General features: G+C 71.5%; 19 protein-coding genes and 1 tRNA gene. 10 read left to right on the plus strand and 10 right to left on the minus strand.

Features of this window, described 5'->3' with window-relative positions; all coding sequences use genetic code 11:
- Positions 1-9: 9 nt before the first annotated feature.
- The 7 genes from ACFRIC_RS06545 to ACFRIC_RS06575 all read right to left on the minus strand — a co-directional run bounded on the left by ACFRIC_RS06545 (position 10) and on the right by ACFRIC_RS06575 (position 6,216).
- A complete protein-coding gene (locus tag ACFRIC_RS06545; protein WP_382780320.1) occupies positions 10-435 on the minus strand; it encodes an organic hydroperoxide resistance protein in 426 nt (141 codons plus the stop codon).
- A gap of 93 nt (positions 436-528) precedes the next feature.
- Complete coding sequence (locus tag ACFRIC_RS06550) at positions 529-1,989, minus strand: DHA2 family efflux MFS transporter permease subunit (RefSeq protein WP_382780323.1); 1,461 nt, start codon at positions 1,987-1,989, stop codon at positions 529-531.
- A 215-nt stretch (positions 1,990-2,204) separates the two neighbouring features.
- Positions 2,205-3,377, minus strand: a complete 1,173-nt coding sequence (locus ACFRIC_RS06555) for a ferritin-like domain-containing protein (protein WP_382780326.1) — start codon at positions 3,375-3,377, stop codon at positions 2,205-2,207.
- Between the two features lie 42 nt (positions 3,378-3,419).
- Positions 3,420-4,373, minus strand: a complete 954-nt coding sequence (locus tag ACFRIC_RS06560; RefSeq protein WP_382780329.1) for a diacylglycerol/lipid kinase family protein — start codon at positions 4,371-4,373, stop codon at positions 3,420-3,422.
- Between the two features lie 49 nt (positions 4,374-4,422).
- Positions 4,423-4,517 (minus strand) — tRNA-Ser (locus tag ACFRIC_RS06565).
- A 92-nt stretch (positions 4,518-4,609) separates the two neighbouring features.
- On the minus strand, positions 4,610-5,305 hold the full coding sequence (locus ACFRIC_RS06570; protein ID WP_382780331.1) for an SGNH/GDSL hydrolase family protein: 696 nt from the start codon (positions 5,303-5,305) through the stop codon (positions 4,610-4,612).
- Entirely contained in the window at positions 5,302-6,216 is a 915-nt protein-coding gene (locus tag ACFRIC_RS06575) for a class I SAM-dependent methyltransferase (protein ID WP_382780333.1), read from the minus strand. The genes ACFRIC_RS06570 and ACFRIC_RS06575 overlap by 4 nt, the downstream gene beginning before the upstream one ends.
- Before the next feature lie 257 nt (positions 6,217-6,473).
- Here ACFRIC_RS06575 and ACFRIC_RS06580 point away from each other — a divergent pair, with 257 nt between their 5' ends.
- Positions 6,474-7,958 carry an MmgE/PrpD family protein gene (locus tag ACFRIC_RS06580; RefSeq protein WP_382780335.1) on the plus strand — a complete coding sequence of 495 codons (1,485 nt, stop codon included), beginning with the start codon at positions 6,474-6,476 and terminating at the stop codon, positions 7,956-7,958.
- Between the two features lie 382 nt (positions 7,959-8,340).
- Here the strand turns inward: ACFRIC_RS06580 and ACFRIC_RS06585 are convergent, their stop codons facing one another.
- On the minus strand, positions 8,341-8,856 hold the full coding sequence (locus ACFRIC_RS06585; protein ID WP_382780338.1) for an RNA polymerase sigma factor: 516 nt from the start codon (positions 8,854-8,856) through the stop codon (positions 8,341-8,343).
- Positions 8,857-9,064: 208 nt separating this feature from the next.
- Between ACFRIC_RS06585 and ACFRIC_RS06590 the strand changes: the two genes are divergently transcribed.
- Positions 9,065-9,670: a TetR/AcrR family transcriptional regulator gene (locus ACFRIC_RS06590; RefSeq protein WP_382780341.1), complete on the plus strand. Its 606-nt coding sequence runs from the start codon at positions 9,065-9,067 to the stop codon at positions 9,668-9,670.
- 362 nt (positions 9,671-10,032) lie between these two features.
- Here the strand turns inward: ACFRIC_RS06590 and ACFRIC_RS06595 are convergent, their stop codons facing one another.
- Complete coding sequence (locus ACFRIC_RS06595) at positions 10,033-10,737, minus strand: SGNH/GDSL hydrolase family protein (protein ID WP_382780344.1); 705 nt, start codon at positions 10,735-10,737, stop codon at positions 10,033-10,035.
- 124 nt (positions 10,738-10,861) lie between these two features.
- Complete coding sequence (locus ACFRIC_RS06600) at positions 10,862-11,824, minus strand: bifunctional lysylphosphatidylglycerol flippase/synthetase MprF (protein ID WP_382780346.1); 963 nt, start codon at positions 11,822-11,824, stop codon at positions 10,862-10,864.
- Between the two features lie 316 nt (positions 11,825-12,140).
- On the opposite strand from ACFRIC_RS06600, the gene ACFRIC_RS06605 reads away from it, so the two are divergent.
- From ACFRIC_RS06605 to ACFRIC_RS06640, 8 genes are read left to right on the plus strand one after another with little or no spacing between them, the layout of a single operon-like run.
- Positions 12,141-13,733 (plus strand): aldehyde dehydrogenase family protein, encoded by a 1,593-nt coding sequence (locus tag ACFRIC_RS06605; RefSeq protein WP_382780350.1) that lies wholly within the window; start codon positions 12,141-12,143, stop codon positions 13,731-13,733.
- 32 nt (positions 13,734-13,765) lie between these two features.
- Positions 13,766-14,893, plus strand: a complete 1,128-nt coding sequence (locus tag ACFRIC_RS06610) for an acyl-CoA dehydrogenase (RefSeq protein WP_382780352.1) — start codon at positions 13,766-13,768, stop codon at positions 14,891-14,893.
- Positions 14,894-14,901: 8 nt separating this feature from the next.
- Positions 14,902-16,206 (plus strand): aspartate aminotransferase family protein, encoded by a 1,305-nt coding sequence (locus ACFRIC_RS06615; protein WP_382780355.1) that lies wholly within the window; start codon positions 14,902-14,904, stop codon positions 16,204-16,206.
- Complete coding sequence (locus tag ACFRIC_RS06620; protein ID WP_382780358.1) at positions 16,199-16,708, plus strand: type II toxin-antitoxin system RatA family toxin; 510 nt, start codon at positions 16,199-16,201, stop codon at positions 16,706-16,708. Before ACFRIC_RS06615 ends, ACFRIC_RS06620 begins: the two co-directional genes overlap by 8 nt.
- On the plus strand, positions 16,708-17,199 hold the full coding sequence (locus ACFRIC_RS06625; RefSeq protein WP_382780361.1) for a hypothetical protein: 492 nt from the start codon (positions 16,708-16,710) through the stop codon (positions 17,197-17,199). The genes ACFRIC_RS06620 and ACFRIC_RS06625 overlap by 1 nt, the downstream gene beginning before the upstream one ends.
- The gene (locus tag ACFRIC_RS06630) at positions 17,196-17,753 is read left to right on the plus strand and encodes a flavin reductase family protein (protein WP_382780364.1); all 558 of its coding nucleotides are present in this window, start codon (positions 17,196-17,198) and stop codon (positions 17,751-17,753) included. Before ACFRIC_RS06625 ends, ACFRIC_RS06630 begins: the two co-directional genes overlap by 4 nt.
- Positions 17,750-18,709 carry a VlmB-like protein gene (locus ACFRIC_RS06635; RefSeq protein WP_382780367.1) on the plus strand — a complete coding sequence of 320 codons (960 nt, stop codon included), beginning with the start codon at positions 17,750-17,752 and terminating at the stop codon, positions 18,707-18,709. Before ACFRIC_RS06630 ends, ACFRIC_RS06635 begins: the two co-directional genes overlap by 4 nt.
- On the plus strand, positions 18,706-19,710 hold the full coding sequence (locus ACFRIC_RS06640; RefSeq protein WP_382780373.1) for a beta-ketoacyl-ACP synthase III: 1,005 nt from the start codon (positions 18,706-18,708) through the stop codon (positions 19,708-19,710). The genes ACFRIC_RS06635 and ACFRIC_RS06640 overlap by 4 nt, the downstream gene beginning before the upstream one ends.
- The last annotated feature ends 38 nt before the right edge of the window (positions 19,711-19,748 follow it).

A 19,748-nucleotide genomic window follows, 5' to 3' on the forward strand; every position in this document is an offset into this window, starting at 1 on the left:
CCGATCGGGTCAGGCCGTCTTGATCGTGACCTCGATGTCGCCCCGGGTCACCTTGGAGTAGGGGCAGATCTCGTGCGCCTTCTCCACGAGGGTCTTGGCGGTGGCCTCGTCGACCGAGGGGATGCTGGCGGTGAGTTCGGCGACGATGCCGAACCCGGCGTCGTTGCGGCCGATGCCGACGCGGGCCGTCACGCTGGAACCGGTGATGTCGATCTTCTGCATCTGGGCGATGATCCCGATGGAGGCGTGGAAACACGCGCTGTAACAGGCCGCGAAGAGCTGCTCGGGGTTGGTGCCGGCGCCCGTGCCGCCCAGTTCCTTGGGCTGGCTGACGACCACGTCGAGCTTGCCGTCCTCAGTGGAGACACGGCCCTCTCGGCCGCCCTCGGCGGTCGCGACTGCGGTGTAGAGAGCTTCACTGGTCTTGATGGGCATGTCTTGCGTACCTTCCGTCGGTTTTATAAGTGCCTGGATCGGATGGACGGCGACCCGAACGGGCGGCGGCGGGTGCCCGCCGCCCCTCGGGGGTCAGTGGGAGCTCGGCTTCGCCTCGGCCGTCCGGGCGGCCTCGGCCGCGGCGCCCTGGGCGGCCTGCGCCTGGGCCGCGGCGGGCGGGGCCTTGATGACGAGCCCGAGGCCCGCCAGACCCGAGATGGCCGTGACGATGGAGCAGAAGAGCAGGACGTGTCCGTAGTCGGCCGCGTCGGTGCTCGCCTTGCTGAGGAGCGTGGCCAGCGTCGCGATACCGAAGGCGCCGCCGACCTGACGCGCCGTCTGGTTGAGCCCGGTCGCCGCCGCGAAGCGCAGCGGGGAGACCGAGAGCGCGGCGGCGGTCGACGTGCCCGTGGTGATCGCGCCCATGCCCGCGCCCGCCAGGATGCCGGTGGGCAGCCAGTAGCCCAGGAAGTTGGGCTCGTCGGGCAGGGTGAAGGCGAGGAAGAAGCCGGTGCCCGCGAGGATGACCGCGCCGGCCACGACCACGGCCCGCGGGCCGTACTTCGTCTGGATCTTGCCCGAGTACAGGGCCACCAGGGTCGCCGCGAAGGCGCCCGGAGTCACCGCGAGGCCCGCCTTCAGCTCCGACCAGTGCCAGACCGAGGTGACGTACAGGACGCCGACCAGGAGCCAGGCGAACAGGCAGGCACCGTAGAAGAACACGGACAGGTTCGCCAGGGCGAAGGTCCGGCTGCGCCAGAGGCTGGTCTCCACGGCGGGGGCCTCGTGGGTCCGCGAGCGCAGCAGGGTGACCGTCATGGCGATCACGCCGCCGGCCAGGCAGCCCACCGTGGCGGGGTCGCCCCAGCCCCAGTCCTCGCCCTTGGAGATGCCGAGGCTGAGGAGGCCGATGCCGAGCCCGAGCAGGGCGGTCCCGATCAGGTCGGGCACCTTGCTGCCCTCGGGGCGCGTGGTCCGGGGAATGATGTGCGCGCGCAGCAGGAGCAGCAGGCCGAACGGCACGTTGATCAGGAACAGGGACCGCCAGCCCAGAGTGTCGACCAGGACCCCGCCGATCGAGGGGCCGACCGCGGCGGCGAACGCGGAGGCGGCGCTCCACTTGCCGATCGCCGCCCGGCGCTCCTCGGGTGGCGTGTCCATCAGGACGATGGCGAGTGACGCCGGGATCATCGCCGCCGCTCCGGCGCCCTGGAAGGCCCGGGCGGTCAGCAGGACGGGCAGATTCGGGGCCAGCGCGCACATGAGGGACATCGCGGTGAAGACGGCGATCCCCGCGGTGAACAGGGAACGCCGGCCGATCACGTCCGCGAGCCGGCCCGCGGGCGCCAGCAGGGCGGCGAACACCGTGGCGTAGACGGTGATCACCCAGGACAGGTCCGCGAGGGCGGAACCCTCGAAGTCCTTGTGCAGATCCGGGATGGCCAGATTGACGATCGTCACGTCGAGGACGGCCAGGAAGGTCGCACTCGACGCGAGGAGCAGCAGGGGCATGTACCCCCGCTTGGCCGCCGCTTCAGCGGGCCCAGCGCTCATCGCTTAACACCTCCAACATACCGATGGTTGGAATGTATCCATGTGAGTGCGCAGCCGTCAATCGGGTTGTCACCGAGCGCAGCCGTCCCGTCGCGCGGACTCGCCGTGCGGCGCGCCGCCGAAAGGGCAAGTGCCCTGGTCGGAGGGGTGGTTGGGCGATGTGCGCGGCCCGGGGGCACGAGGAGGATCCCGGCCCCTCGGACGCGCGCGCCGCCTCAGGCCGCCCCGCCGACCCCCGGCCTGCCGTCGGTCAGTGGCGTACTCCCGGTATCCGAAGAGTCGTCGGCTCCCGCCGCGACGGCCGCGTCCACCTCGGCGACACGGTCCGCCAGCTCGCGGTCCTCGCGCTCGCGCTCCTCGCGGCGCTCCCGGTCCAGCAGCTCGGCCTGCGCCTCGTCCGAGGCCATCAGGGCGAGCAGGTCGCTCTTGGCCATGTCCAGGACACCCATGTCGGCGTAGGCCTTCTTGACCGCCGGCCCCCACAGCCCGATGTCCTTCACGCACGGGACGATCCGGGTGAACAGCCGCGAACGGAACGCCTGCATGCGGGGGCCCTTGTCCATGTACTCCATGCACTCGGCCATGTCGAAGCCCAGGTTCTCCCAGACCTCCTGCATCCGGAACCGGTCCCGCATGAGGTGGCAGCCTTCGACGACGAACTCCTCGCGTTCCGCCCGCTCCTTGGAGGTCAGCTCCGCGTAGTAGTCCCGCAGGGCGAGCCGCCCGAAGGCGACATGGCGGGCCTCGTCCTGCATGACGTACGCGAGGATCTGTTTCGGCAGCGGCTTGTTCGTCTTGTCCCGGAGAATTCCGAAGGCGGCGAGCGCCAGGCCCTCGATCAGCACCTGCATTCCGAGATACGGCATGTCCCAGCGTGAATCCGAGAGCGCGTCGCCGAGCAGGCTCTTCAAATGCGAGTTGATCGGATATTCCATGCCGATCTTCTCCTTGAGGAAACGGGAGAAGATCTCGGCGTGCCGCGCCTCGTCCATCACCTGGGTCGAGGCGTAGAACTTCGAATCGAGATCGGGGACCGATTCGACGATCCGCGCCGAGCAGATCATCGCCCCCTGTTCACCGTGCAGGAACTGGCTGAATTCCCAGGACGCCATGTGCCGGCGCATTTCGCGCCGCTCGCGTTCGTCGAGTTTCGCGTACTGCCTCGAGCCGTACAGGGCGAGCGTGTTCTCCGGAGTGCCCAGCGCGTCGTACGGGTCGACCTCGGTCTCCCACGCGATGCGCGCCGTGCTGTCCCACTGCTTGTCCTTGCCCTTCTGGTACAGGCTCAGCAGCCGGTCGCGGCCCTCGTCGTACTTCCAGGTGAAGTGGGTGTCGCCTGCCGTGGGCAGCACCCACCGGTCGTCGGCGGTCTGCTCGGCGCCGTGCATGGGGGTCTCCTCCGTATCCGGGGACCGCCGCGCCTTCCGGGCTCACGCCTGGTGCGGCGGTGCGAGAAACGGCAGGACGCCGGCCAGGAGGCCCACTGTGCAGCGGGACCGCCCCCCGGTGGCCATCTCGCCGTCGTACTCCAGGGACAGGGGCGCGCCGTCGGTGCGCTCCACGACGAAGTGCCGGCCCCGGGTGTAGATCACCCCGGGGCGTTCCACGTGCCGTCCCTCGCGGGTCAGGTTCAGCAGTTCGACCAGGTCGCAGGTGCCGTCGAAGACGCACAGGTCGAGCAGTCCGTCGTCGAGGACGGAACGCGGCATCAGCCGGAACTGCCCGGCGCGGTACCGGCCGCCGCCGATGTTGGTGAGCTGGACCGTGCCGTCGTGCACCACCTCGCCGTCCACCGTGATCCGCGTGGGGTACGGCCGGTGGGCCGCCACGACGTCGGCCACGGCCTGCCGGTAGCGGTCGCGGCCGGCCAGGCCGGTCAGGCGGTTCGCCGTCGCGAGCACCTCCGCGACGACTCCGGTGCCCGTGCCGAGCAGGGCGTACGTGTCGCTCTCCCGTATGTGCGCGACGTCGACGTGGCGCACTCGGCGGGCCGGCCCGGACAGCGCCTCGGTCAGCGTGAGCTGCCAGGGCCGGTCGGACCAGAGCTCGCGGTAGAAGGAGTTGGCGGTGCCGACCGGCACGCAGAACAGCGCGGGCAGGGCCGCCCGGGGCCGTTCCAGGGAGGCCCGGACGAGCGCCGAGGCCACCTCGCGGGTGGTGCCGTCGCCGCCGGCCACGATCACCAGGTCGGCGCCGTCGGCGACGGCCTTCGCCGCGATCTCCTCGGCGTGACCGCGGTGTCGGGTCCCGATCGCCGTGAGGCTCCCGACCAGGTCCGCGCACCGCCGGGTCAGGGTGTCGGCGTCGACGAGGTCGGCGCGTCCCGCCCCGGCGACCGGGTTGGTGATCAGTACACCGGAGTCCGCCCACCGGCCTGGCTGCATTGCTGCTCTCCTCGGATCTCGACGGGCAGACGACCGACCTGACAAGGAGTGGCGGAGAGAGCAGGATTCGAACCTGCGCGGGCGGTGAAGCCCGGATCCGGGATGCTTCCCGGATCCCCGTTGGGCCGCTACGGGAATCTCTCCTCGTGCACCGAAGCGCTTGCCTCGAAGGCTTGCGGTTCGGTGCACATCTCCAAGGTGACAGGGCGTTCTGAGATCTCTCTGACACGGCCCTCTCAGTGGCCGCGCCGCGCCGCCAGACGCGCGCCGAGCTGCTCGAACACCGCCGACGCCAGGACCGCGTGACCGCGCATCGAGGCGTGGAGCATGTCCGCGCTGAAGACGCTGCGGGAACCGCTGGTGGGGTGCGCCCACATGTCGATGACCAGGGCATCGTGCCGGTCGGCCACCCTGCGCACCTGGTCGTTGAAGATCTCGATCCGCCCGCTCAGCCCTCCGCCGCCGAGCTGTTCGGGGAAGACCTTGGTGATGTCCTGGATGGTGAAGACGAAGACGTCGGCACCGCCCTCGCGCAACGGCCGCACCATCGCGTCGAGTTCGGCCTCCACCGCCTCCGCCGAGAAGTCACGGGCGAGCATGTCGTTGCCGCCGCACACCACCGAGACGAGGTCGGGACGGAAGTCCAGCGCCTCCTTGAGCTGCCCCGTGCGGACCTCCGCCGCCTTGAGATGGCGTACCCCCAGGTTCAGGTACTCGATGCCGGGATCGACCCGCCGCAGCGCCTCCAGGACCCGCTCCGCCCAGGGCAGGTCCGCGTAGCCGGGCGAGGACTCCCCGAGCCCTTCGGCGAGGCTGTCCCCGATGACCGCGAAACGGGTCCAGGGGGCGTCCTTCAGCAGCCGGTCGGCGTCCTCGGGGGACAGGACGTGCGGGTCGGTCGCCTCCGCGGTGGGTCCTTCGGTCGTGGTCATGCTGCATCTCCGTTCTCCTGCGCGGCGCGCTCGGCCGCGATCAGGCCCATGAAGTCGTCGTCCTTGCAGTAGGGATCGGCGCCGCCGTAGCGCCGTACGAGTTCGGGGACCCGTACCTCCTCGGTGGGCCAGAAGCCCGCCTCGCGCACGGCCTCGGACGCCGTCTCCGGGGTCAGGCCGGTGACGTACGGCTCGCCCTGGGCGCCCACCTTGCGGGCCATCGACAGGGCGCCCTCGTAGCGGGTCGTACCGTCGACGACGCTCTCGTCCATGTAGTCGAAGACGAGGGCGCTGCCCGGCGCGCACAGGCCGGTGAGCTGGTGCAGGGTGCGCTCGAAGGCGTCGCGGCGCAGGAAGAACGTGACGCCCAGCCAGCCCACGACGCAGGGGCTGCCCGGCTGGAACCCGGCGCCGGCGAGGGCATCGGCGAGCGAGTCGCCCGCCTCGAAGTCGACGGGTACGTACGTGACCGACGGGGCGTCGACCGCCGCGTCGACCAGCGTCTCCAGCTTGGCGCGCTGCGTGGCCGGGTGGTCCACCTCGAAGTAGCGCAGCCCGTCGTAGCCGGGCATCCGCAGCGCGGTGGTGTCGTAGCCCGCGCCGAGGAGCACCACCTGGCGGATGCCGGTCGCGACCGCGCGTATGAGCTGGTCCTCGAAGAACCGCTGGCGCAGCAGGATCTCGGCGATGAAACCGCCGTGCGCGGCGTCCAGCGCGGTCAGCCGGGCGAGCGCCTCCTCGGACGTCCGGGGGAGCGGGGGCTCGGTGACGAACAGCGAGGCGAAACGGTCGTCGAGCAGCCGGCGCGCGGGTTCCACGACCGCGTCGGCGGCGCGGGCGCGCGCCGTGAGATAGGCGGTGTCGCTGGGCAGACCCGATTGCATTCGGGTGGGCTGGTGCGGTGTCAGCATGGTGATTCCTCTCCGGGAATTCGGCTCGCGGCCGGCTCGGCAAGAGACCGGCGAGCACGGACGGTTCGCGTGCCGACTGTCTTACGCGCCCACTCCGGCGCTCCCCTGAGTAAGAGCGCATTCCGTTTTCCCGGCCCGGGAATTCCCGTCGTTTGCGAGGGTTCCCGGCCCTCGCGGCGTAACCAGAAAGAAGCCGGGCGGCGCATGAGGACCGCCCTGGGTGCCGAATCGTGAAACGGCCGCCGTGAAGGAGACCGATGACCCTCACCGAAGAACTCGCGGAATGGGCCCACGCACTGCGGTTCGAGGACATACCGCCGGACGTCGTGGAGATCGCGAAGCTGCAGATACTGTCCCAGTGCGCCGCCATGCGCATCGGTGCGACGCATCCGCTGGGCCGGAAACTGACCGCGGCGTTCGGCCCGCCCCTCCAGCCCGATCCCCGGCGGGCGGCCTTCGTGCTCGCCGGACTCGGATCGTGGCTGCACTTCGACGACACCGCGTTCGCCGGGCATCTGTCCAACTCGACCGTGGCCGTGCCCATGGCGTACGCCCAGAGCCAGGAACTGGACGGGCGCGCGCTGCTGACCTCCGTCATCGTGGCCAACGAGTGCGCCGCGCGCGTCACCGCCTCGGCCACCCTGGGTCCCTTCCGCGGCCAGAGCGCCACCTTCACCCACGTCGTCGGCGCCGTCGCGGGCCGGCTGCGCGGTGAGAACGCGTCCGCCCGGCGCTGGGCCGACGCACTCGGTCTCGGCCTCGGGCTGCCACCGCGCACCGTGCCGATCGGGTTCCTCGGCGGCGACGCCAAGGTCTTCAGCGCCTCGACGCCCGTCTCCGTCGGACTCGACGCGTGCGACGCCGCGGCGGCGGGATTCGAGGGCAGCCGGGAGATCCTGGAGCACCCGGAGGGATTCCTGTCCCGCTTCGCGTCCGTACCGCTGCCCGGGGCGGTGACCGCCGGACTCGGACGCCGCTGGCACACCCACACGACGTCGTTCAAGGTGCACCCCGGCGGTCCCGGTATGGACGCGGCGGTCGACTGCGGCCTCGGACTTCACCGGGAGCTGGGGCCCGTACGGGCGCGGGAGGTCACCGGGATCACCGTGGACACCTCGCTCTACACGGTGCTGGTGGACGCCCAGGCCGGGGTGCATCTGCGGGGCGCCGACTCGCCGGTGAGCGCGCTCGTGTTCGCCCTGCCCTACCTGCTGGCGACCGTCCTGCTCACCGGTGACCTGACGACGGAGGACTTCGCCGCGCCCGGGGTCGCGGACGAGGAGCGGTGGCGCCTGGCCGAGCTGGTGAGTACGCGCCTCGACGACGCGATGACCTACGACCTGTTCCACAGCGAGGTTCCCTTCGGGGAGGCGCTACGCCAGGCCGGTCCCCGGGCGGCCGAGTGGCTGCGGCCCTTCGGCGCACGGCTGAAGGGCGACGGGCAGTGGCTCGTGGACCTGGTCGGCGAACTGGAGCCGCCCAGCGAGGACTTCCGGACCGCGCGGAAGGTGACGGGCGCCAGGGTGACCGTCCACTTCCGCGACGGCCGCTCCGTGAGCCGGCAGGTGGACATCCCCGTGGGAGCGGTGGGCGGACCGCCGGCCGCCGCCCTGGTGCGCGAGAAGTTCCTCGGCACCGGAGGGAGCCGGGACACGGCGGACGCGCTGGCCGCCCTGGAGTCGGCCTCCGCCCCGGAGGTCACGAAGCTGCTGAACGCCGCGCTGGAGCGGGCGGCCGCATGAGCCGCCCGCCGACCGGGGCACCCCGTGCCCCGGTCCCGCGTGCGCTGACCGGGGGTGCCCCGGTGCCGCGCGTCCTGGCCGGGGGTGCCCCGGTGCCGCGCGTCCTGGCCGGGGGTGCCCCGGTGCCGCGCGTCCTGGCCGGGGGTGCCCCGGTGCGGCAGGCCTCTACCCGGGCCGCCCCGGTCCCGCGTGCCTCGCGGCCGCCGGAGGCCGGATGCGGGGGAGGGCCGCCCGCCGGCGCCCGTCTGTCGGTTCGTGGCCATCGTTCCGCCGCCCCGCCTGTCGTGGTCGAGTCCGCCCCGGCCGGGCACACCGTGTGCCGGCGAGGTACCGGCGTGCCCGGCACCGCCGGGCGGGGCCCGAGTCCGGTCCGGTCGTCCCCTCAGCCCGCCAGCGCCTCCTCGTACCAGCGGCGCAGTCGGGCCCGGGCCTTGGTGAAGGCGCTCTCGGCCGCCTTGAGCGAGATGCCGCGCCGGCTCGCGAACTCGCGGGTGCTGATCCCGTTGAGGCGGGCCACGATCACCTGGTGCTCCCGCCCGGCGAGCCGGCCGACCTGCTCCAGTGCCCAGGCCTCCTCCTGCGCGGCGCAGATCAGCTCCTCCGGGCTCGCCATGACCTCGGTCCCGGGGCCGCGCAGCAGCCGCCGGGCGCGTTCGTCGCGTCGGTGGATGTCGGTGCAGAGCCGCAGGGTGACCGTGGTGAGGAAGGGGCCGACCCGGCTCTCGTCCAGGTCGCGGAAGGTCGCCGCGCGGATCAGGGCCTCCTGCGCGCAGTCCTCGGCTTCCTGGTCCCCGGACAGCCGGGACCTCGCGAGCCGGTGGATGCGCTCCCGGTGCGGGAGCAGCAGTTCCCACCGGTCCGCGGGGACCTGTACGCCGGGAAGTGCGGGGCTGTGCATGACTGATGACCTCCTTGCCGGATACGGCCAGAGGGGCGGGGACGTGCCGCGGGCCCGTACTCGGGGTTGGCGCCCTGCGGCCGTGATGTTACATTCCAACCGATGGTATGTCTATGAGATCCAGGTTCGGTGAACTCTCGGTACGAGGGGGAGACGCTAAGATCGAACGGTGGACGTTTTCGGGGGGTCAGGAGGGCGGGTCGGATCCATGGGCAGTCAGCAGCGCGTGCGCCGATCGCAGGAGGAGCGTTCGCGGACGACGACGAACGAACTCCTCGCGGCCGCTCGTAAGCTCTTCGCCAGAGACGGGTACACCGCTACCTCGCTCGACGCGATCTGCGAGGAGATCGGGGCGAGCAAGGGCGCGCTCTACCACCACTTCAAGAACAAGCGCGACCTGTTCCGTGCCGTCTACGAGGCGGAGGAGAACCGGCTGTCGAGCGCCATCGCGCAGACGTTCACCCTCCACGAGGATCCCTGGGACGGTCTGTACGAGGGCATGCGGGAATTCCTGGTCATGTCGATGGAGCCGAGCACGCAGCGCATCACCCTCGTCGACGCGCCGGGCGCGCTGGGCTGGGCGGAGATGCGGGCGATCCGCTCGGACTGCCGGCGCATGATCGCCTACGGTCTCGGCCAGCTCCTCGGCAGGGAGCGTTCGCGCGCCGAGGTCACCGCCGTCGCCTCGATGGTGCACGGCGCCGCCTGCGAGAGCGCGATCGCGCTGGCTCACGCCGACGGCGACGCCGACGAACTCCTCGAAGCCACGCTGAGCCAGTTCCGCCGCCTCTTCTCCTCCTTCGCCAAGCCCTAGAGGTATCCCGTCCCACCGGGCCACCCGAGGAGACCTCCCGGTCCGTCGGCCCGGAGGGGACCACGGCCCGGTCCGTCGGCCCGGTTGGGGCCACCGCCCTGTCCGGCGGCCCGGAGGGAAACCCCGCCCTGTCCATCGAGCCGGGCGGGAGCCTCGGCCCGTTCGCGGGACCGGACGGGAGGGTCCGTCAGCTCGTGGGCCCGGGTGTGAAAGTCCGCCCGCCCGTCCGATCAGGGCGGCAGAACCTGCCGCCCGTCGGGCCGGGCGGGAACCGCGAGCCGCTCGGCGGTCTGGGGCGAACGACCCGTGGGCCGCCCGGCATCGGTGCCGGGTGCCTGTCTCCCGGGGAATCAGCCGAACGCTCACCGGCCCTCGTCCGCGCTGCCCGTGAGGTGGGCGCCGAGGCCCCGGATCACCGAGGCGGCGGCGATGGCGTGGCCGCGCATGGTGGGGGCGCTGCCGTCGGCGCCGTACACGTCCCGGTCCCCGGCCGCCGGGTGGCCGGCGAGGTTCACGTAGATCGCGCCGTGCCGGAGGGCCACCGCCTGCTTGCGCTCGGCCAGTTCACGCAGCCGCAGGCGCAGCCGCTCGGTCTCCTCGGCCGGCCGGGGGCCGAAACGGGTGATGTCGAACCAGTTCACCAGCAGCACATCACCCCCGCTGTCGCGCAGCGGCGCGACCACCCGGTCGAACTCCGCCTCCACGCTGTCGGCGTCGAACGGATCACGCACCAACTCGCCGCCGCAGCATGTCAGCGCCGTCAGGTCCGGCTTGAACTCCAGGACACGGCCGAGCTGCCGCGACCGTATCTCGGCCGCGAGCCGGCCCTTCCTGCCGAGGTTGAGGTACGCGAGACCGGGCTGGACCCGGCGCAGCGACGCCGCCACCCGGTCCGCCCAGCCGTGGCTGCCGTACCCCTCCGCGGGTTCACCCCGTCCGTCGGCCACCTCGTCGCCGATCACCAGGAAGCGCCGCCAGGGCGCCCCCGTCAGCAGCGCGTCCGCCTGCGTGGTGCTCAGACAGTACCGATCGCTTTCCTCGCGCCGCAGCGCCGTCTCCGTGCACATGTTTCCCCCGTGTGTCGCACTCTGTGGCTCGGCGAGTGCACACCGTACGCCCGGAATTCGAGCATCCGTCCGACACTTTCGCGTCGTACGGCCCGTCGTACGGCTGTCGTGATGCCGTTCCGCCTCACACCGACTTGGTGACCCGCAGGACCTGCCAGATGGCCCCGAAACTGGCGCCGCGCTCGAACGCCAGATATTCGGGAAGCACCACCTGCGGGCCCCACTTCTCCTTGTACGCGAGCTGGGTCGAGGCCGGGTAGACCGCGTGGCCGTGCTCGGCGAGCAGCCGCATGAAACGGCCCGTCAGCCTGCTCGCCCCGGCCGGCTCGTGCCGCGGGTCGAGGCCGGTGAACGGGGTGAAGCCGAAGTGCAGCCAGCCCGCGCCTTCCTTGATGAACGTCTCCGTCGCGTGGAGGTTGACGGCTTCCATCACCCCCGGCGGGGCGTCCGGCAGCCGCCTGCTGAGATCGTGCAGCCAGCCGGGCCTGCCGCCGTGCGCGGGACTGTACGAGATGTACGAGACCGGCCCGGAGTCCAGCCTGCCGACGAAGAGCCGGCGGTGCTTCTGCGCGGGACCGCCGAGCTGGCCCACCAGGAACTCGATCTCCTTGACGTGCCGCCCCTTGGAGCGCAGCCACGCCTTGTCGATGCGCTCGATGTCGCCCGCGCACGTCTCCCAGTCCGTCTCGGCGACCGTGAGGCCGCTGCGCCGCGCGCGCGAGATCTTGTTGCGCAGCTTCACGAACTTCGACCCGCGCAGACTGAACGCGGAGAGGTCGAGTGAGTACGACGAGCCGACCTGATTGATGGTGAAACCCTCCTCCTGGAACAGGTCGATGTCGTCCTGCTGCAGTTGGATCCCGACGATCGTGCGGCGCTGCTCACGCGCGAAGGAACGGAAGGCGCGCAGGAGGGAAGCCCGTTCCCCGGGAGCGGCGAACACCCCGCCGAACTGGACGAGATAGCGGCCGGAACGCCGGTAGACGACGAAACCGTCGCCGCCGTCCGCACGGAAGTACTGATTTCCCTCGTTGAGCGCCAGGAACGCGCTCGGATTGTCGGCGTGCTTCTCCACGGCCGACAGCACCTGAGGGAGCTCCTCACCGCTCGCGTCCGCCGTGGGCGTCGCCGTCCGCCGTGTCCGTGATCGATTCACCGCACCGCCCTCCAGAGATCTACAGGAACGCCCGGAACTCTTCCAGCGGGGTCGTGAAGCCGGCTGACACCACCGTCTCAGAACCGTCTCAGCGCTTTCTCAGAGGTCTTGGCGAAGGTTGCCGACGAATCGAAGTTGGTCTACAGAAGGCGGGGGACCTGGGGTGACCAGCGTTCAGTTGTCCGCTCCGGCCGGCCGGCGGCGCGGCGGGAGTTCCGCGCACCGGTTGCGTACGTACCGGTCCTATGTGAACGGAGAATGCCTGGACGGCGGCGAGTGGGTCTACGTCGTCGGCGCCGACGCGCTGCTCGACGACGCGTTCGCGAGCCTGAGCCTCAAACGGAAGCTGGAACGCGGACTGACGGAGCCCGCGGAACTGCCCGGCAGCATCGTGGCCAAGGTGGCCAAGGCCGACCGCGACACGGTGGAGATGGCCGTGGAGGCCGCCGCCGTGGCCGCGCCGCGCTGGGCGGCGTTCCCGCTCGACGTCCGGCTCACCCGGCTCGGCCGTCAGATCCACCGGCGCATCGTGGAGCACGCCCAGGAGATCGTCGACGTGCTGGTGCAGGAGGGGCATCCGCTCCCGCTGGCCCGCTGGCAGGTGTCGGGCATGCTCGACTGCTTCGGACCGCAGTCCCTGAGCTTCTACCGGTCGCAGATGCTCCAGGAGTTCCGGCAGGGCGACCGGCAACTGGCCGTGCGCAGGCTCCCGGACGGCGTGGTGTGTCTCAACCCGCCGCAGAACGCGCCGCTGTCCAGCGTGCTGCTGGGCGCCACCGCGATCATGGCGGGCAACGCCCTGGTCGTCCGCGCGCCGCGCAGCGCCCCGCTCGGCGCGATGTACGTCCTGCACGAGATCGTGGTCCCGGCACTGGAGGAGGTCGGCGCCCCGCCCGGCACGCTGAACGTGGTGTGCGGCGACCCGGCGCCCATGCTCGCCTCCTGGCTGCGGAGCCCGAAGGTCGACGACATCATGTACTTCGGGAGCAGCGAGAACGGCATCACCTTCGAGGAGAAGTGCGTCACCGCCGGCAAGAAGCCCATCCTCGAACTGGCCGGGAACGACGCCGTGGTGGTGTGGAAGGACGCCGATCTCGAACTGGCGGCCGAGGCCATCACGGAGAGCTTCTTCGGCTCGGGACAGCTCTGCATGATTCCGAACCAGGTGCTCGTCCACCCCGATGTCGCCGACCGGCTCATCGCGGAGATCGTCCGCCTGGCCGGCCACATCCGCCCCGGATACGCCTGGGAGGAGGACGTCCTCCTCACCCCGGTCCTGCGGAACGAGAAGTTCTTCTCCTGTCTGCGGGACGCCGTCGAGAACGGCGCGGAGATCGCCTGCGGCGGGCACGCCATGCAGATCGACGAGACCCGCGACGCGGCGGGCATCTTCCTGGAGCCGACGGTGGTGGTGGTCCGCGGCCTGAAGGACGCCCGGGAGATCGACGCCGTACGCGACGAGACGTTCTTCCCGCTGATCCCGGTCGTGGTCGCCGACCCCGCCCCGGACGCCGAACTCATGGACAGCTTCGTCGAGTTCGTCAACACGAACGCCTACGGCCTGAGGAATTCCGTGTGGGCGGGCGACAAGGCCGTCGTCGAGGAATTCGTCACCCGCATCACCGTCGGCGGAATCCTGAAGGTCAACGACTCGCACGTCGGATTCCTGCCCTATCTGCCGACGCACGGCGGTACGGGCCTGACCGGAGGCGTGTTCGGCGAGGCCAACTACCCGATCCTGCGCACCTCGCACGTCCAGGGGCTCAGCGTCAGCGGCGGATCGCGTCCCCGCGACGCGGTCTTCGGCGCCTGGCGCGCCATGGACCGGCGAGAGTCCTGAACACCCCGTCCGCGCACTACGAGAGAGCTGCCATGCGCCCATTGGATGCCGCGCGCGAGACGTGCGAGAAATTCATGCCCGGACTGCTCGCCGAACTGGGCGAGTTCAAGCTCACCGAACTGGAGTCCCCGGACTCTCCCTCCATCGCCCTGTTCCGCGGCCACGGAGGACCCCAACTGGTCATCCCCAAGACCTACGCCGGCTCCGGCGCGGGTCCCCGGGAGGCACTCCAGGTCACCCGCGCCCTGGGCGCGGCCGCGCCCTCGCTCGCCGTCGCCACGACCATGCACCACTTCTCCGTGGCCACCCTGTTCACCCTGGCCGAGAGCCTCCAGGCCAGCGGCGCCGAGTGGGCCCTGCTGGAGGGCATCGCGGAACAGAACCTGCTGGTCGCCTCCGGCTTCGCGGAGGGCCGCACCGGACAGGGCATCCTCACCCCCTCGATGCGCGCCACCGTCGTCGAGGGCGGCTACCGGATCAGCGGCGCGAAGAAGCCGTGCAGTCTCTCGCACTCCATGGACCTGCTCACCGCGAGCGTGGCCGTACCCGGTGACGCCAACTCGGCCGTCCTGCTGGTGCCCAAGGGCGTCGAGGGACTGAGCGTGCACCCCTTCTGGGGGAACCCGGTCCTCGCCGGAGCGGAGAGCGACGAACTCCGCCTGGAGGACGTGTTCATCAGCGAACAGCAGCTCATGCGGACCGAGGACGCCGAGCCCGGCGCCATGGACAGCCTCCAGACGGTCGGGTTCATCTGGTTCGAACTGCTCATCTCCGGGTCGTACCTCGGCATGGCGAGCGCGCTCGCCGAACGCGTCGTGGAGCGCGGCCGGGGCACCGAATCCGAGCGGGCGCGGCTGCTGTGCCGGCTGGAGGGCGCCGCCCTGCTGCTGGAAGGCATGGCCCGGATGATCGAGCAGGAGGAGACCGGCGACGAGGCCCTCGCGAAGTCCCTCATCGCGCGGTACGCGGCACAGGACGCGCTGGCGGAAGCGGTGCACCAGGCCGTCGAACTGCTCGGCGGGATGGCGTTCATCGGCTCGCCGGACGTCGCCTATCTCGCGGCGGCCTCGCACGGTCTGTCCTTCCACCCGCCGTCCAGGTCGAGCATCTCCGGGCCGCTCCTGGAGCACCTGGCCGGCAAGCCGCTGCGGATCGCGTGAGGCCCGCGATGACCTTCACCCCGGCCTCCGCCACCGCGAGCTCGCCGCTCACCCGCGAGGAGCTCGGCCGGCTCTACCGGCGCCGTCTCAACAAGGGCCGGGCCGTCCTGGGAGAGATGTTCGGCGGCCACGTCGAGACCGAGTCGCTCGGCCCCTGGGTGTTCACGGCCGAGGGCCGCAGGTTCCTCAACTGCGGTGGCTACGGCGTGCTGCTCATGGGCGCCCGGCACCCCACGGTGGTCCGGTACGTCACCGAGCAACTGAACCGGCACCCCGTCGCGACCCGGGTGTTCCTCGAACCTCAGGCCGCGCTGGCCGCCGAGGCACTCGTCGCGATCGCCCCGCCCGGACTGGAACGGGTGCACTTCGCGGGCTCGGGCGCCGAGGCCGTCGAGTGCGCGATCAAGATGGCCCGCACCCACGGCAAACGGCACCTCGTCGCCACCGTGAACGGCTACCACGGCAAGACCATGGGCGCCCTCAGCCTGACCGGCCGCGACGTCTTCCGCGACCCCTTCCGCCCGCTGCTGCCGGACGTCGAGCACGTCCCGTACGGCGACACCACCGCCCTGGAGCAGGCACTGCTCCGCCACCCGGGCGAGTGCTGTGTCGTGCTCGAACCCGTCCAGGGCGAGGCCGGCGTGATCCTCCCGCCGGACGGCTACCTCACCCGGGTCCAGGAACTGTGCCGCCGCCACGAGGCGTTCTTCGTGCTCGACGAGGTGCAGACCGGACTCGGCAGGCTCGGCTCCTGGTGGGGCGCCGACCGGGAGGGGATCACCCCGGACGCGCTGCTCGTGGGCAAGGGACTCAGCGGCGGGATCGTCCCGGTCTCGGCGGTGGTCGCCACCCCGGCGGCCTTCGCGGTCTTCGACCGGGACCCCTATCTGCACACGTCCACCTTCTCGGGGGCACCGCTGGCCATGGCGGCGGCCCAGGGCGCGCTCGCCGTGCTCCACGAGGACGGCCTCGTCGAACGGGCCCGCGTCCTCGGCGACGAACTGCTCCACAGGCTCGGGAAGATCGCCCGCGGCCACTACGGCGACGGACTGCGCGAGGTGCGCGGCCAGGGCCTGCTGATCGGCTTCGAGTTCGTCCGGCCCGGCGCGGCCGGAGACCTCCTGATCGAGCTCGCCGAACAGGGCGTCGTCGCCAACCACTCGCTCAACTCGGACCACGTCCTGCGGCTCACCCCGCCGGCCGTGCTGTCCCGCTCCGACACGGACTTCCTGTACGAGGCCTTCGACCGCGCGTGCGGCAGGCAGGCCTCCGCGTACGCACTCTCATCGGAAGGTGGCATCGGCCATGCGTAGTGCTCATGTGACGCTCGGCGTGGCGGGGGTGACCCCTCAGGCCGCCTTCGCCCGGGTCAGGGACTTCGCCGCCTACCCGGATCTCGTCGACGTCGTACGGTCGGTGACGGTCCGTCAGGTCGACGCGACGCACGAGTCCAGCGACTGGGAGGTGTACTTCCGCAACGGCATCCTGCGCTGGACGGAGACCGACCGGTTCGACACCGCGGACCTGACCATCGCATTCGCCCAGACCGACGGCGACTTCGAGGAGTTCTCCGGGACCTGGGCGATCACCGCCGACGGCGACGGCTGCCGGATCGCCTTCGACACCGCCTTCGACTTCGGCATCCCCTCGCTCGCCGGGATCCTCGACCCCGTGGCGGAACGGGTGTTCAAGGAGACCATCGCCCGCGTGGTCCGGGGACTGTTCCCGAACGCCGAGGTGATCGGCGACGAAGCCGTCGCCAAGGCGCTCGCCGCGGTCCTGGAAGCGGCCGCACCCGCGGGAGGAGCGCGCTGATGGACGCCAAGAACCTCTTCGAGACACCCGCCACCTCGAAGCTGCACCGCGCCGAGTACGCCCTGGGCCTCGTCGTCAGCAGCGTGCTGTTCTTCACGCACCTCGGGGACGTGTCCTGGCCGGCCTTCATCGGCCTGTTCCTCTACATCGACCTGATCGGCTACATCCCCGGCGCGATCGCCTACCACCGCAGTACGACCAAGGACATCTCCAAGGTCTACTACGTGCTCTACAACGTGATGCACAGCCTCGTCACCGAAGGCCTCGTGGCCCTGGCGTGGATATGGGCCTTCGGAGCCGAGTGGGCGCTGCTCGCCCTGCCCATCCACCTCTTCGGCGACCGGGCGCTGTTCGGGAACTTCCTGAAAACGTTCCGGCTGCCCTTCGAACCGGTCGAGGACCCCGCCTACCTCCGCTTCCGCGCCGAGTTCGAGGGCCGGGGCCCGCGGCCGGCCCCGGTGGCCGCACACCTGGATGCGAGGACCTCATGAGGGAGGCCCTCGCCACCGAGCGCCCCGGCGGCGGCCCGGCCGGCACGCAGCAGACCCGGTCCACCGTCCGCCGGCTGGCCACCGGCGTCGCGGTCCTCACCTGCGGCGCCCCCGAGACCGTCGAAGGCGTCACCGTGAGCACGGTCGCGCTCGCCTCGATGGAACCGCCGATCATCTCGGTGGCCCTGCGCGAGGACAGCCGGGGCCTGCGCACGCTCCTGGCCCACGACCGCTTCGTCGTCAACGGCCTCGCCGCCGGACAGGCCTTCCTCGCCGACCACTTCGCCTCCAGGAAGCGTGAGCGCGGCCTGGACCAGCTCCCCGCCGAGACCTGGGCGGACCCCAGCTCGCACGGGGTGCCCCGGCTCAAGGACGCCGTCGCCTGGCTGGAGTGCCACATCGTGCGCAGCACCGCCGTCGGCGACCACCGCGTCGTCTTCGCCGCCGTGTCGCACGGCTCCCAGGGCACCGGGACCCCCCTGGTCAACTTCGCCGACGAACTGCGCCCCGGCCGCGCCGCCATCCGACCGCAGCCCGTGGAAAGGGATCGATGACCGTGTCCACCACACCCTCCGAAGCCGACTGGGAACACGCCCCCTCGCTCGTCGACGGCGCCATGAACCTGGAACTGACCGCCGACGCCTGCGACCTGCGCTACTGGCTGCGCTCCGTCCCCCAGGGCACCCTGCGCGGTCACACCCTCGGCCACGCCGACGACGTACGCCCGCTGCCGGTGATGGCCGAGCCCGGCCCGCTCAACAGCGCGCTCAGCCAGGAACTGGCCTTCCGTTCCATCGCGGAGGAGAAGGCCACCCGCGCCATCGCCTACATGGTGGCGGTCGCCCCCGACAACGCCTCGCTGGAGTTCTACTCCACGCAACTCCTCGACGAGGCACGCCATGCCATGGTCTTCCGCCGCCACCTGCTGTCGCTCGGCATCGCCGAGGCCGACCTGTGGACGTCGATCGACCGGCTGGCCGCCGCCGACAGCGAGCGCATCCTCGTACCCCTGGAGGAGTTCGGCCTGCGCGCCCTGCGCGACCGGCGGGACTTCATCGGCGGCGTCGTGATCCTCACCGTCCTCGTCGAGGGCGTCCTCGCGCCCTCCGCGGAACTCAGCGAGCGCAAGTGGCGGATGTTCGACCCGGCCGCCGCCGACATCGAGCGCGGCGCGGGCATCGACGAGATCCGCCATCTCACCGTCGGCAGCTCCATCGCCCGCGAACACCTGCTGCGCCACCCCGAGGACAAGCCGCGGATCCTGGAACTGATCCAGGAGGGCTACGGCCTGTGGGAGAAGCTGCCCTCGCAGGATCTCGTGATGCGCCGCGAGGAACTGTTCCAGCAGGGTCTGGAGCGGCACGGCGACCTCGTCGGCGACTACGAGGTCTGGCCCGGACGCCGGCTGATCGACACCACGGCCGAGGAGCGGGCCGGCACGGCCCACGAGTGGGCCGACAAGATGCAGCGCGCCCGACTGGCGTACATGGGCCTCGAGGAAGCCCTGTGACCGCACGGGCCGCGGTCGTGTGCGGGCTCGGATCCTGGCTGCCGCCCAGGGCGGTCACCAACGACGAACTCGCCCTGGAACTCGACACCTCGGACGACTGGATCCGCAGCCGCACCGGCATCGGCGCCCGGCACATCCTCGACGACGGCCTCGCCACCTCGGACCTCGCCGTCGAGGCGGGGGCACGCGCCCTGAAGTCCGCCTCGGACCTCGCGGTCGACGCGGTCGTGCTGGCCACGGCGACCCCCGACCATCCCCTGCCGGCGACCGCGCCACGCGTCGCGGCCCGGCTCGGCCTCGGCCCGGTCCCCGCGTTCGACGTCGCCGCCGTGTGCACCGGCTTCCTCTACGGGCTCGCCACCGCGGCCGGGTTCATCGCCACCGGGTCGGCGGACTCCGTCCTCGTCATCGGGGCCGACGCGTTCTCCCGCATCCTCGACCCGGCGGACCGCTCCACCCGGTCCATCTTCGGCGACGGCGCCGGAGCGGTCGTGCTGCGGGCCGGCCGGCCGGACGAACCCGGCGCGCTCGGCCCGATCCGGCTGGGCTCCGACGGATCGGCGGACGACCTCATCCAGGTGCCCTCCGGAGGCTCCCGCGACCCACTGCGACCGGAGTCGGCCGGACCGGGCGACCCCTACTTCCGGATGGCCGGACAGGCTGTGTTCCGGCACGCCGTGGAATCCATGGCCGAGTCCTCCGAGCAGGCCCTGCGGGGCGCGGGCTGGTCGGTGGCCGACGTCGACCTGCTCGTCGCCCACCAGGCCAACGTACGGATCCTGCACGCCCTGGCCGACTGGATGGGCCTGGACCGGGAGCGCTGCGCGATCCATCTCGACCGGGTCGGCAACACCTCCGCCGCCTCCGTGCCGCTGGCCCTGGCCGACGCCGTCGCGAGCGGCACCCTGCGCCCCGGCCACCGGGTGCTCATGACCGCGTTCGGCGGCGGGCTGACCTGGGGCGCCTGCACGCTCCGCTGGCCGGCCGTCGAGGCCTGCTGACCCGCACCACCCGTACACCACCGACCATCTCGCACACC

Origin of the sequence: Streptomyces sp. NPDC056738, assembly GCF_042790435.1 — a bacterium.
GTDB lineage: Bacteria > Actinomycetota > Actinomycetes > Streptomycetales > Streptomycetaceae > Streptomyces.

What these genes read in the sequence shown, in the direction of transcription:
- ACFRIC_RS06580 (WP_382780335.1), top strand. Translation starts at nt 6,474, where the DNA reads ATGACCCTCACCGAAGAACTCGCGGAATGGGCCCACGCACTGCGGTTC.
- ACFRIC_RS06550 (WP_382780323.1), bottom strand. Translation starts at nt 1,989, where the DNA reads ATGAGCGCTGGGCCCGCTGAAGCGGCGGCCAAGCGGGGGTACATGCCC.
- ACFRIC_RS06620 (WP_382780358.1), top strand. Translation starts at nt 16,199, where the DNA reads ATGCGTAGTGCTCATGTGACGCTCGGCGTGGCGGGGGTGACCCCTCAG.
- ACFRIC_RS06560 (WP_382780329.1), bottom strand. Translation starts at nt 4,373, where the DNA reads ATGCAGCCAGGCCGGTGGGCGGACTCCGGTGTACTGATCACCAACCCG.
- ACFRIC_RS06585 (WP_382780338.1), bottom strand. Translation starts at nt 8,856, where the DNA reads ATGCACAGCCCCGCACTTCCCGGCGTACAGGTCCCCGCGGACCGGTGG.
- ACFRIC_RS06570 (WP_382780331.1), bottom strand. Translation starts at nt 5,305, where the DNA reads ATGACCACGACCGAAGGACCCACCGCGGAGGCGACCGACCCGCACGTC.
- ACFRIC_RS06625 (WP_382780361.1), top strand. Translation starts at nt 16,708, where the DNA reads ATGGACGCCAAGAACCTCTTCGAGACACCCGCCACCTCGAAGCTGCAC.
- ACFRIC_RS06635 (WP_382780367.1), top strand. Translation starts at nt 17,750, where the DNA reads ATGACCGTGTCCACCACACCCTCCGAAGCCGACTGGGAACACGCCCCC.
- ACFRIC_RS06590 (WP_382780341.1), top strand. Translation starts at nt 9,065, where the DNA reads ATGGGCAGTCAGCAGCGCGTGCGCCGATCGCAGGAGGAGCGTTCGCGG.
- ACFRIC_RS06615 (WP_382780355.1), top strand. Translation starts at nt 14,902, where the DNA reads ATGACCTTCACCCCGGCCTCCGCCACCGCGAGCTCGCCGCTCACCCGC.
- ACFRIC_RS06545 (WP_382780320.1), bottom strand. Translation starts at nt 435, where the DNA reads ATGCCCATCAAGACCAGTGAAGCTCTCTACACCGCAGTCGCGACCGCC.
- ACFRIC_RS06595 (WP_382780344.1), bottom strand. Translation starts at nt 10,737, where the DNA reads ATGTGCACGGAGACGGCGCTGCGGCGCGAGGAAAGCGATCGGTACTGT.
- ACFRIC_RS06610 (WP_382780352.1), top strand. Translation starts at nt 13,766, where the DNA reads ATGCGCCCATTGGATGCCGCGCGCGAGACGTGCGAGAAATTCATGCCC.
- ACFRIC_RS06555 (WP_382780326.1), bottom strand. Translation starts at nt 3,377, where the DNA reads ATGCACGGCGCCGAGCAGACCGCCGACGACCGGTGGGTGCTGCCCACG.
- ACFRIC_RS06630 (WP_382780364.1), top strand. Translation starts at nt 17,196, where the DNA reads ATGAGGGAGGCCCTCGCCACCGAGCGCCCCGGCGGCGGCCCGGCCGGC.
- ACFRIC_RS06575 (WP_382780333.1), bottom strand. Translation starts at nt 6,216, where the DNA reads ATGCTGACACCGCACCAGCCCACCCGAATGCAATCGGGTCTGCCCAGC.